Raw genomic sequence first — 11783 nt, 5'->3', positions numbered from 1 at the left:
ATCGCACCATGCACGCGCAGCTCGACCACCTCGTGATTGCCGCCGCCTCGCTCGCCGAGGGTGTGGCCTGGTGCGAAGCGACGCTCGGCGTGACGCCGGCACCGGGCGGCTCGCATCCGCTGATGGGCACGCACAACCGCCTGCTGAACATCGCGAGCGATGCCTTTCCTGCCGCCTACGCGGAGATCATCGCGATCGAGCCGGGCAAGCGGCCCTCGCGCCCCAAGACGCACCGCTGGTTCGACCTCGACGACGCCGCGCTGCAGGCCGGGCTCGCGCGGCACGGGCCGCGGCTGATCCATTTCGTCGCCCGCGTGCCCGATGCACATGCGGCAACGCGTGCGCTCGCGCATGAAGAGCATGCGCACATCGACCGCGGCCATCTGCTCGAAGCCTCGCGCGACACGCCCGCCGGCCGGCTCGAGTGGCAGATCACCGTGCGCGACGACGGCCAGCGGCTGTTCTACGGCGCGCTGCCCACGCTGATCCAGTGGGGACCGGTGCATCCGACCGATGCCATGCCTGCGTCGGGTCTCTCGATGCGCTCGCTGCGCGCCGTGCATCCGCGTGCGCCCGCGCTCTCCGCCGCGCTGTCGGCCATCGGCATGACCGGCATGGTCGTCGCTGCCGGAGCGCCCAACCTCATCGTCGTGCTCGACACGCCGCGCGGCCCCGTCACCCTCGAATCCCAAGGACTCTGACCATGTTGAGCCTCCCTGAAATCGCCTGGTTCGCCCTCGCCTCGCTGCTGCTGGCGCTCACGCCGGGGCCGAACATGATCTATTGCGTCTCGCGCACGCTGATCCAGGGCCGCCGCGCCGGGCTCATCTCGCTGGGCGGCGTGCTGATCGCCTTCCTGGCGCATCTGTTCGCGGCCGCGCTCGGGCTCACCGCGCTGCTGCTGGCCGTGCCGCTCGCGTTCGACGCGATCCGCATCGCGGGCGCGGCCTACCTGCTGTGGCTCGCGTGGCAGGCGGTCAGGCCCGGCGGCAATGCACCTTTCGAGGCACGCGTGCTACCGGCCGATCCGCCGGCCAGGCTGTTCCGCATGGGCTTTCTGACGAACCTGCTGAACCCGAAGGTGGCGATGTTCTATCTCTCGTTCTTCCCGCAGTTCATCCACCCCGAGCGCGGCTCGGTGCTGCTGCAGAGCATGCAGCTGGGCGTTGCACAGATGACCGCCAGCGCCGCGGTCAACACGGTGATGATCGTCGGCGCCGCGAGCATCACGGCCGTGCTGTCGCAAAGCGCCGGCTGGCTGCGCGCGCAGCGCTACATCATGGGCAGCGTGCTCGCTGCGCTGGCCGTGCGCGTCGCGCTCACCGAACGCAGGTAGATGGGGCACCCGATGAGGTTCACCCGCGAAGAAATCGAAGCCGCGCAGCGCACCGTGCATGCGGCCATGCCGCCCACGCCGCAGTACGCCTGGCCGCTGCTCTCGCAGCGCCTCGGCGCCACCGTGTGGGCCAAGCACGAGAACCACACGCCGGCCGGTGCCTTCAAGATCCGCGGCGGCCTGACCTACTTCGAAACCCTGGCGCGCGAGCAGCCCGGGGTGCGCCACGCCATCAGCGCCACGCGCGGCAACCACGGCCAGTCGGTCGGCTTCGCCACGCGGCGCCACGGGCTGGCCGCGACCATCGTGGTGCCGCACGGCAACTCGACCGAGAAGAACGCCGCCATGCGCGCACTCGGCGTCACGCTGGTCGAGCATGGCGACGACTTCCAGGCCGCCTCCGAACACGCGGCCGTGCTGGCCGAGCGCGACGGCCTGCACCGCGTGCCCTCGTTCCACCGTGAGCTGGTGCGCGGCGTGTCGACCGCGTATGTGGAGTTCTTCGACGCCCTGTCGGGCACGCCGCCCGACGTGCTGTTCGTGCCCATCGGCCTGGGCTCCGGCTTTGCCGCGGCAGCGGCGGCGCGTGCGCATTGCGGCGCGTCGACGAAGCTCATCGGCGTGGTGTCGGCGCACGCCACGGCCTACCGCGATTCCTTTCGCGCCGGCAAGCCCGTCGAGTCGCCCGTCACCACGCGGCTGGCCGACGGCATGGCCTGCCGCACGCCGGTGCCCGAGTCGGTCGAGGTGATCCTGCGCGAGGCCGACGACGTCATCACCGTCACCGACGACGAGATCGCGGAGGCCATGCGCATCCTCTTCAGCGACACGCACAACGTGGCCGAGGGCGCGGGCGCCGCGGCGCTCGCGGGCGCGCTTCAGCAGCAGGAGCGCTGGCGCGGCAAGACGGTGGGCATCAGCGTGAGCGGCGGCAATGTCGATTCAGGCATGTTCGCGGGCGTGCTGGGGCGCAGCGCTTCGTAATACGGCGGGTCAGGGCAGCGGGCCGGTGTTGGCCGTGTCCAGCGGCAGCCGCGACACCTCCGACAGCAGCAGCGCCAGCTGCTGCGCAGCCGCATCGATCACCGCCTGGCCATGTTCCGCCGTGGCCGCCGCCGCGTTGCCGGCGGCACCGTGGGCGTTGTAGTCCTCCATGGCCCAGCCGAGCTTGGCGCTCTTGCCGTTGCCCAGGATCGCGTAGCCGGCCGCGCGCTGCTCCGAGGTCGAACGGAAGTCTCGCGCCTCGCCCATGCGCACCAGCTGCGGCGCGAGCGCCAGCATCATCGAGGTCTCGATCTCGCCCGCGTGCACGCCGAAGCGGTGCTCGTTGGCACTGAACTGCGCACCCGCGTCGCCCAGCGGCAGGTTGAACCAGCTCACGCTGTAGACGATGAGCCCGTACGCCGCGCGCAGCTCGCGCGCCACGATGTCCATCGCGCCGACGTGCCCGCCGTGGGCGTTGAACAGCACCAGCTTCTTCACGCCGGCGCGCGCCACGCCGGCACCGATCTCGTTCCACACGCGAATCAAGGTCTCGGCCGACAGCGTGAGCGTGCCCGCGAAGCGCGCGTGCTCGGGGCTCAGGCCGATCTGCTGGGTCGGCAGGAACAGCACCGGCAGTTCGGCCGGCAGCAGCGGTAGCGACGCGACGACGATGCCGTCGGCCAACACCGTGTCCACGCCCAGTGGCAGGTGCGGCCCGTGCTGCTCGGTCGCGCCCAGCGGCAGCACTGCGACGGTGGTCGCCGCATCGAGCGCCGCGAAATCGCGCGTGGTGAGCTGGGACCAGAAGCGGGGCAACGAAGGAGCATTCATCACGCGATCTTAGGCTGGTGGCGAGCCGGCCTCGAAAGCTTCGGTCCGGACAAGGCAGTCAACGCGGACGCCGAAAACGCCAATCTATTCACACATATAACCAGTTCGTAGCGCTTTGGTTTGCCTTAGTTAACAGTTATGTCTAGAGTGACCTCGAATTAATTTTCTAGAACCGCCGACCTGTCACATATCGGCGGTTCGGTTTTCGCGGCGGCATCTCTTGTCGTGAAAGCTGTGGTTTCAAGGGAGCAGAGTGTTCATCCAGAAAAAAGCTGGAGGCACGGCCACGGACGGACGCAAATCGGCGTCCGCCCGCTCGTTGCCTCGCCATCTCGCGCATGCAGCACGAGAATTTCCGTCCCTCGTTTGCATGCTGGCCTTCGGTGCGTCCGGGGCATTCGCAGAACCGTCGGTCACCGCGGCACCCGCGGTCGACCGGAGTGCATCAGCCTACGACGCCCAGCGGCACGATGCGCTGATCGTCGCGCGCCGCGAAGGCCGCATTACCGCGGCCCAGGCGCTGCAGCAATTGAAGGACTGGCTCGCCGCGCCGATCGACGGCGCAGCCCGCCAGCGAGTGGCCTCCGATGCGATCGCGATCGCATCCGCCGACGGCCGCTTTGCCGAAGCCGTGGCGCTGGGCCGGCAGGCCACGCCGTCGAAACTGAGCGACTACGCGCTGGGCCCGCTCGCACTGGCCGCGCGGCGCACGCATGACCTCGCCTTGCAGGGCGAGGCCATCGGCCTCTGGCGCGCGCATCAGCCCGGGGCGCGCGAGGCGCGCATCCACGAGGCCTACTGGCGCCTCGACAGCGGCGACGTCGCGGGCGCGCAGACGCTGTACCGCGCGCTCTCGCAGCCGGCACCCACGCAGGTCGAAGACCGCGTCGCGCTGCTGGAGCTGCGCGCCGCCCTGGCGCGCGCCGAAAAAGATCCGCTGCAGGCGCTCGCCGCCTATACCGAGGCTGGCGCGCTGCGGCCCGGGCGCGGCGACATCCGCCGCGAGGCCGACTTCCTGCTCGCGAGCAGCGGCGCCGCATCGAGCGCCTTCGACAACGCCGAGGCAGCGGAGCGCGCCGCGCCGGGCAGCTTTTCGCCGCTGGCGCTTTCCACCCTGCAGCAGGAGGCGCTGGCGCAGCGGCTGCGCTGGGCGATCCAGGCGCGCGACCAGCGCCTTGGCGCGGAGCGCGTCACCGCGCTCGATCGCGTGCTCGCCGACCAGGAAGCCGCCCTGGCACGGGCCGATGCCGCGGCCTTGAAAGCCGCGCCCGAAGACGCCGGCGCATGGCGCACCGTGCGCGCGCGGTTGCTGTCCGACCGCCTGCTGGCGCTGGTCGAACGCGGCCGCCCAGCGGACGCCGTCGCGCTCTACGACACAGTGCGCGCCACAGGCACGGAACTGCCGCCCTACGGGCTCGGCGCCGCGGCGCGCGCGCTCGCACAGGAGCGCCGCTCGGCCGAGGCCGTGCCGATCTACGAAGCAGCCATCGCCCGCGGCGGCGCCGACCTGCCCATGCCCAGCGACATCCACCTGGGGCTGGTCTACGCCTACCAGGACGTCGGCCGCTTCAGCGATGCCGAGGCACTGCTGAAGAAGCTCGAAGCCGCCACGCCGGCCCTGCTGCATCTCGCGCCGGAAGCCGGCCGTCCCAACGGCGAGTACACCGAGGTGAGCGGCTTGCGCGGGCTGATGCAGCTCTACACCGACCAGCCGGCGCTCGCGCAGCAAAGCTTCGCGGCCCTGACGCGCGAAGCGCCGTTCAACGCCGGCTATGCCTCTGGCGCCGCCCTCACCGAGCGGCTGCGCGAGCGCCCCGAAGCCGCGCTCGCACGCTTCGAGGCGCTGGCGACCGACGCGCCCTACGACGTCGGCGCGCGCACCGGCCACGTCGAGGCCCTGCTCGATGCCGGCGAATTCGGCGAAGCCCGCCGCCGCGCCGAATCGCTCGCCGCCGACCTGCCCGACTCGAAGCAGGTGCGCGACATGGAACGCAGGCGGCTCATCCAGGTCGGGCCGCGGCTCGACGTGGACGCCGGAGCCTCCTCCGGCGGCGCGGCCATCGCCAACCGCGAATGGCGCATCGACAGCCGGCTCGCCTCGGGCCTCATCGACGACCAGTGGCGCGTGTTCTACGACCAGTCGCTGGGCCGCGGCACCACCGACCTCGGCAACGCGAACTGGGCGCGCGGCGGCCTCGGCCTGGGCTGGCAGCGCGGCCGCTGGCTGGCCGAAGGCGTGCTGCAGCATGCGAACGGCGGCCCCTACCGCAACAGCGCAGCCGGCCGGCTCGACTACCGCGCGGGCGACGCCTGGCGGCTGTCGGCCACCTACGACGGCGACAGCAAGGAACTGCCGTGGAAAGCGCGCGCGGCCGGCATCGGCGCGCACGAGGCCGGCGCGAGCGTGGGCTACGTGGTGAACGAATCGCGCCGCTTCGACCTGAAGTGGCAGCAACTCGACTTCAGCGACGGCAACCTGCGCAGCGGCCTCGGCCTCGGCTGGCGCGAACGCTGGGTCAGCACGCCGGCGTTCCAGCTCGAAACGACGCTCAGCGCCGACGCGAGCCGCGGCCGCGACATCGACACCGCGCCCTACTTCAGCCCGTCGAGCGACGGCAGCGCGCAGCTCTCGGCGCGCGCGCAATGGCTCAACTGGAAGCGCGACGACCGCCAGTTCTTCCAGGTCGTCGAACTCGGTGGCGGCACCTATCGGCAGGCGGGCTTCGGCAGCGGCCCGACGTGGAGCCTGCGCTACGAGCACCGCTGGAACCTCGGCTCCAGGCTCGCGCTGCGCTACGGCCTGCGCATCGCCAGCCACCCCTACGACGGCGTGCGCGAACGACAGCGCGGCGTTTTCCTGAACCTCTCGATGCCCCTGCAGTGATGCGAACGACGAACAACCCTTTCACCTTCCTGCGCGCGGCCCTTGCGTGGCTGCTGCTGGCGCTTTCGCTGCCGGCCCTCGCGCAGCCTCTGCCGAGCGCCGACCCCGACGACGGCGTGAGCTTTCGCGTGATCGCCTTCCACGACGTGCGCGCCAACGTGCGCGCGAGCTTCGAAACCTCGCCCGAGGCAACCGCGGTGGACGAGCGCACCTTCGCCGAGACGCTGGCCTGGCTGCAATACAACGGCTATCACCCGGTGAGCCTGCAGCAGATCGTCGATGCGCGCGCCGGCGGCAAGCCGCTGCCGCCCAAGCCCGTGCTGCTGACCTTCGACGACGGCTATCGCAGCGCCTACACCAAGGTGTTCCCGCTGCTCAAGCGCTACAACTACCCGGCGCTGTTCGCGCTGGTAACGAGCTGGCTCGAGGTGCCCGAGGGTCAGCCGGTGCACTGGGGCGACAAGCCCGCGCCGCGCGAGAACTTCCTGCTGTGGCGCGAGGCCGCCGAGATGGCCCGCTCGGGCCTCGTCGAGTTCGCGAGCCACAGCGATGCCATGCACACCGGCATCCTCGCCAACCCGCAGGGCAACATGCTGCCGGCCGCGGCCACGCACCACTACGACCCGAAGACCGGGCGCTACGAGGACGATGCCGCCTACACGCAGCGCATCGAGTCCGACCTGCGCCGCAGCCGCGAGCTCATCGAAAAGCGCACCGGCGCGAAGGTGCGCTCGATGGTGTGGCCCTATGGCGCCTACAACGCGGCAGCGCTGAAAGCTTCCGAGCGCGCGGGCATGCCCATCACCCTCACGCTGGACGACGGCTCGAACACCCCGACGGTGCCGCTCGCGCGCGTACGCCGCGCGCTTGCGGAGTACGACAACGAGGCGCCCGAATACGCCCGGCTGCTGCGCAGCCCCGTGGGCGGCGAGGTCTGGCCCGTCAACCGCGTGATGCACGTGGACCTCGACTACGTGTACGACCCCGACCCGGCCCAGCAGGAGCGCAACCTCTCTAAGCTGATCGACCGCGTGGCCGCCGTGCGCCCGCGCTCGGTGTTCCTGCAGGCCTACGCCGACCCCGACGGCGATGGCGTGGCCGACGCGCTGTACTTTCCCAACCGGCACCTGCCGATGCGCGCCGACCTGTTCAGCCGCGCGGCCTGGCAGCTGCGCAGCCGCGCCGGGGTGAAGGTCTATGCATGGATGCCGGTGACGGCCTTCCGCCTGCCGGCCTCGAACCCGCTCGCCACGCACACGGTGATGGCGCAGGGCGGCGCGATGCCGGCCGGCCGCTACCACCGGCTCACGCCTTTCGACCCCGCGGTGCGCGCGCTGGTCGGCGACATCTACGAAGACCTCGGTCGCCACGCCTTCTTCGGCGGCCTGCTGTTCCACGACGACGCGACGCTGTCCGACGACGAGGATGCGAGCCCCGCCGCCCTCGCCACCTACGCCCGCTGGGGCCTGCCGGCCGACGTGGCCGCGATCCGCGCGAACCCGGAACTGACGGCACGCTGGACCGCCGCCAAGACGCGCTACCTGATCGACTTCACGCACGAACTGGCCGCACGCGTGGGCGCCTGGCGGCCCGCGCTGGAGACCGCGCGCAACCTTTATGCACGACCGGTTCTCGACCCCCAGGCCGAGCAATGGTTCGCGCAGAACTACGAGGCCTCGCTCGCGGCCTACGACTACGTCGGGCTCATGGCGATGCCGCGCATGGAGCGCGAGGCCCGAACCGACGCCGACGGCGATGCCTGGCTCTCGCGGCTCGCGCAGCGTGCGGCCGGCACGCCGCGCGGCCTCGACGGCACCGTGTTCGAACTGCAGGCACGCGACTGGCACACCAGCAAGCCCGTGCCCGACGCCGAACTCACGCGCCAATGGACGCTGCTGCAGCGCGCCGGCGTGCGCCACCTGGGCTACTACCCCGACGACTTCCTGAACGACCAACCCTCGCTGGAAGCCGTGCGCCGCGCGATCTCGGTGCGCACGCTGCTGCCGCGCGCGCTGCGTGCACCGGCCGCCGCGACGATCCCTGCACAGCCCGCGCCATGACCACCGTCCAGATCCTCGCGCACTCGTTGCCCACGCTGCTGTTCGGCTTCGTCTTCTACTACCCCTTCTTCATGGCCTACGTGTGGATGGCGGGCGGCCTCTCGCATGCATGGGTGTTCGAGCGCAGGCGCGACGCCGACGCCAATCCGCTCGACTCGCTGCCCTCGCAACCGCTGGTCACGGTGGTGGTGCCCTGCTTCAACGAAGCGCCGCACCTGCGCGAGGTGATCGAGCAGCTGATGCGCACGCGCTACCCGCACTACGAGGTCATCGCCGTGAACGACGGCAGCACCGACGGCACCGGCGAGCTGCTCGACCAGATGACGCAGGAATACAGCCGCCTGCGCGTGATCCACAACGCCAGCAACCAGGGCAAGGCGGTCGGGCTCAACACCGCCTGCCAGCTCGCGCGCGGCGAATACATCCTGGGCATCGACGGCGATGCGCTGGTGGACGTCGACGCCATCGCATGGATGCTGCGGCCGATGCTGCGCTCCGAACGCATCGGCGCGGTGACGGGCAACCCGCGCATCCGTACGCGCACCACGCTGCTCGGGCGCATGCAGGTGGGCGAGTTCTCTTCGATCATCGGGCTCATCAAGCGCTCGCAGCAGCTGGTGGGCACGCTCTTCACCGTCTCGGGCGTGCTCGCCATGTTCCGGCGCCGCGCCGTGATCGAGGTCGGCTTCTGGAGCCCCGACGTACTCACCGAGGACATCGACATGAGCTGGAAGCTCCAGCTCGGCGGCTGTACGCGGCGCTCCCAGCCGCGCGCACTGTGCTGGATCCTGATGCCCGAGACCTTGCGCGGCCTCTGGAAACAGCGCCTGCGCTGGGCCGTCGGCGGCATCCAGACCATGCTGCGCTACACCTCGCGCATCCTGCGGCCGCGCCACTGGCGGATGTGGCCGATCTACCTGGAGTACATGACCAGCGTGGTGTGGGCCTATTGCATGGCGGCGGTGCTGGTGATCGGCCTCGTGCGGCCGCTGCTGCCGGCGAATTCGTCCTGGCATTCGGCGCTGCTGCCGCACTGGCAAGGCACGCTGCTGGCCATGACCTGCATCCTGCAGATGCTGCTGAGCCTGTGGATCGACCGCCGCTACGACCGCGACCTGATGCGCTATTTCGCCGGAACGATCTGGTACCCGATCGCCTTCTGGATCATCACGATGGCGACCACCGTCATCGCCCTTCCCAATGCTCTGATACGCCGCCGCGGAAAGCGCGCGGTGTGGACGAGCCCCGACCGAGGAGTTTCCGATGCGCCCTGAGACCCATGCCCAAAGCCGCCTGCACGAGGCGCACGACGACAGGCCTCCGCCGAGCCGCCAGCGCTCCTGGGGGCAGCCCGCGGTGGACGAGCCGATCATCGACGCTGCACGAATCCCGCTGCGCGCCTTCGGCACAGGCCGCTCGCCACAGCGCACGCTGGCCATGTATCTGTGGCTGCGCGTGCTGCGCCCGGCGGTCACCCTTGGCGTCTGGTTCTGCACGATCTGGTACGCATGGCCTTATGTGCTCGGCGCGCGCTCGCAGCCCGAGGTGATGCAGCTGCTCGGCCTCTACGCCATTGCGATCGGTGTGATCCTGGCCTCGATGTTGGTGATGGCACCGCTGCGCCGCCGCCAGCAGAGGCGCGAGACGCCTCCAGACCAGGAACAGTCGTCGCTGTTCGCGCTGGCCTCCTACATCGAGGTACCGCCGGCGCGGCTGTCGGCCTGGCAGCGCGCGCGGCAGCTGCTGGTGCACCACGACAACAACGGCCACCTGCGCGACGCCACGGACACCGCGACGGGAGCGCTGGAGCCCGAGCCGCTGCAGCGCGCGGTCGCGGGGCGCTGAGGCCGGACGAGCACGGCGGGGCATGGCGGCATACAGCCGCATCCGTGCAGGGGTTTCGCGGCGGTGCTTCAATCGCCGCCACACTCCACTCTCCATCAAGGACTCTTTCATGGACCTCCAGCTCCAGGACCAGCACGTTCTCGTCACCGGCGGCAGCAAGGGCATCGGCCTGGCGTGCGCGCTGGGCTTCCTGCGCGAAGGCGCGCGCGTGAGCCTCGTGTCGCGCGATCTCGCCAATCTGGAACAGGGCCGCAGGACGCTGGTGGATGCCTTCGCGCAGGCCGAAGGCCGGATCTCGGTGCATGCGGCCGACCTCAAGGACCCGGCCGGCGCCGTGGCCGCGCTCGACGCGGCTGAGCAGGTCTTCGGCCCTGTCGACGTGCTCGTCAACTCGGCCGGCGCCGCGCGCCGCACCCCGCCCGACGAACTGACGGCCGCGTCGTGGCACGACGCGATGGACGCGAAATACTTCACCTACATCCACATGATCGACCCGGTGGTGAAGCGAATGGGCCAGCGCGGCCGCGGCGCCATCGTCAACGTGATCGGCCAGGGCGGCAAGGTCGCGAGCCCGGTGCACATGGCCGGCGGCGCGGCCAATGCGGCGCTGATGCTGGTGAGCGCCGGCATGGCCGCGGCCTATGCCGCCAAGGGCGTGCGCGTGAACGCGGTGAACCCGGGGCTCACGCTGACCGAACGGCTGCAGGAAGGCATGAAGGCCGACGCGAAGCTGCAGGGCATCGGCACCGATGAGGCGCTGGCGCGCGCCAAGGCACGCTTGCCGCTGGGGCGCATCGCGACGCCGGAAGAAATTGCCAATACGGTGGTGTTCCTCGCGTCGGCGAAGGCGAGCTATGTGACGGGCGCCATCGTGGCGATGGACGGCGCGGTGACGCCGATGATCTAAGCGGCCGTCAGCGCCTCGAACTTCAGCGCCAGGAAATCGACGAACGCACGCACGCGCGCGGGCACGAAGCGCCCGCTCGGCAGCAGCGCATGCAGCGGGTATGGCTCCGTCTCCCAGTCGGGCAGCAGGCGCACGAGGCGGCCTTCGCGGATGTCGTTGCGCACGTCGAGCGCGGACTTGAGCGACACGCCATAGCCCGCCACGGTCCATTCGCGCGCGAGCGAGGCGTCGTCCACACTGCGGTTGCCGTTCACGCGCACTTCGGTCCACTGGCCGTTCTGCGCGAAGCGCCAGACGCGGTGGCGGCGCCCCGAGCGGTTGAAGATCAGGCAGTTGTGGTGCACCAGGTCTTGCGGCACCTTCGGCGCGGGATGGCGGCGCAGGTAGCCCGGTGAAGCCGTAAGCACCGGGTTGGTCAGCGCGAAGGGCCGCGCCACCAGCCGCGAATCAGCCAGCGCACCGTAGCGCAAGGCCACGTCGACCTCGTCGCGCATCACGTCCAGCGGACGGTCGCCGACCGACAGCGAGAGCTGCACGCCGGGGTGCAGCGCCAGGAATTCGTCGAACCACGGCAGCAGCGTGCTGCGCGTGAGGTCCGAGGGCGAGGCCACCCGCAAGGTGCCGACCAGATCGCCGCGGTCGGCCGTGACGAGCGACTCGCCCTCGTCCAGCAGCTCGAAGGCACGCACCGCGTAGTCGAGCAGCGTCTGCCCCTGCGGCGTCAGGCGCATGGCACGCGTGGAGCGCTCGAACAGGCGCGCGCCGAGCTGTGCCTCCAGCCGCTTGAGCGTGGCGCTGGCGGCCGCGGGCGTGATGCCCAACGCATGCGCCGCCGCCGTGAGCGTGCCGCCGCGCGCTGCCTGCACCAGCACCTGCAGGTCGGAGAGATTTTCAATCTTCATTTGAAAGTGTTGCTGATTCGAGCCGGCTTATCAA

At 70.6% G+C, this 11783-nt stretch carries 10 protein-coding genes; 8 read left to right on the top strand and 2 right to left on the bottom strand.

The features are described 5' to 3' along the window. The first annotated feature begins 8 nt into the window (after positions 1-8). Genes ACEOAB_RS02800 through ACEOAB_RS02790 form a run of 3 tightly spaced genes read left to right on the top strand, consistent with a single transcriptional unit; the run spans position 9 to position 2320 of the window. On the top strand, positions 9-701 hold the full coding sequence (locus tag ACEOAB_RS02800; RefSeq protein ID WP_413750978.1) for a VOC family protein: 693 nt from the start codon (positions 9-11) through the stop codon (positions 699-701). 2 nt (positions 702-703) lie between these two features. Beyond that, a complete protein-coding gene (locus ACEOAB_RS02795; RefSeq protein WP_413750977.1) occupies positions 704-1336 on the top strand; it encodes a LysE family translocator in 633 nt (210 codons plus the stop codon). A 12-nt stretch (positions 1337-1348) separates the two neighbouring features. Beyond that, positions 1349-2320: a threonine dehydratase gene (locus tag ACEOAB_RS02790; protein WP_413750976.1), complete on the top strand. Its 972-nt coding sequence runs from the start codon at positions 1349-1351 to the stop codon at positions 2318-2320. A 9-nt stretch (positions 2321-2329) separates the two neighbouring features. Here ACEOAB_RS02790 and ACEOAB_RS02785 read toward each other — a convergent pair whose 3' ends face one another. Then, positions 2330-3151 carry a creatininase family protein gene (locus ACEOAB_RS02785; RefSeq protein ID WP_413750975.1) on the bottom strand — a complete coding sequence of 274 codons (822 nt, stop codon included), beginning with the start codon at positions 3149-3151 and terminating at the stop codon, positions 2330-2332. Between the two features lie 370 nt (positions 3152-3521). On the opposite strand from ACEOAB_RS02785, the gene pgaA reads away from it, so the two are divergent. The 5 genes from pgaA to ACEOAB_RS02760 all read left to right on the top strand — a co-directional run bounded on the left by pgaA (position 3522) and on the right by ACEOAB_RS02760 (position 10847). Next, positions 3522-6035, top strand: coding sequence for a poly-beta-1,6 N-acetyl-D-glucosamine export porin PgaA (gene pgaA / locus ACEOAB_RS02780; protein ID WP_495653444.1), 2514 nt, complete (start codon positions 3522-3524; stop codon positions 6033-6035). Next, positions 6035-8095 carry a poly-beta-1,6-N-acetyl-D-glucosamine N-deacetylase PgaB gene (gene pgaB, locus ACEOAB_RS02775; protein ID WP_495653443.1) on the top strand — a complete coding sequence of 687 codons (2061 nt, stop codon included), beginning with the start codon at positions 6035-6037 and terminating at the stop codon, positions 8093-8095. Before pgaA ends, pgaB begins: the two co-directional genes overlap by 1 nt. After that, positions 8092-9369, top strand: coding sequence for a poly-beta-1,6-N-acetyl-D-glucosamine synthase (gene pgaC, locus ACEOAB_RS02770; protein ID WP_495653442.1), 1278 nt, complete (start codon positions 8092-8094; stop codon positions 9367-9369). The genes pgaB and pgaC overlap by 4 nt, the downstream gene beginning before the upstream one ends. Then, positions 9359-9940 carry a poly-beta-1,6-N-acetyl-D-glucosamine biosynthesis protein PgaD gene (pgaD, locus tag ACEOAB_RS02765; protein ID WP_056597636.1) on the top strand — a complete coding sequence of 194 codons (582 nt, stop codon included), beginning with the start codon at positions 9359-9361 and terminating at the stop codon, positions 9938-9940. The genes pgaC and pgaD overlap by 11 nt, the downstream gene beginning before the upstream one ends. Positions 9941-10049: 109 nt before the next feature. Next, the gene (locus ACEOAB_RS02760; RefSeq protein WP_413749833.1) at positions 10050-10847 is read left to right on the top strand and encodes an SDR family oxidoreductase; all 798 of its coding nucleotides are present in this window, start codon (positions 10050-10052) and stop codon (positions 10845-10847) included. Here ACEOAB_RS02760 and ACEOAB_RS02755 read toward each other — a convergent pair. Next, positions 10844-11749, bottom strand: coding sequence for a LysR family transcriptional regulator (locus ACEOAB_RS02755; protein WP_413749832.1), 906 nt, complete (start codon positions 11747-11749; stop codon positions 10844-10846). The genes ACEOAB_RS02760 and ACEOAB_RS02755 overlap by 4 nt on opposite strands. Positions 11750-11783 lie beyond the last annotated feature (34 nt).

The organism is Variovorax sp. Varisp53 (assembly GCF_059491555.1).
Note: the sequence above shows the minus strand (reverse complement) of the source record. Positions and strands in the feature narration are given on the sequence as shown.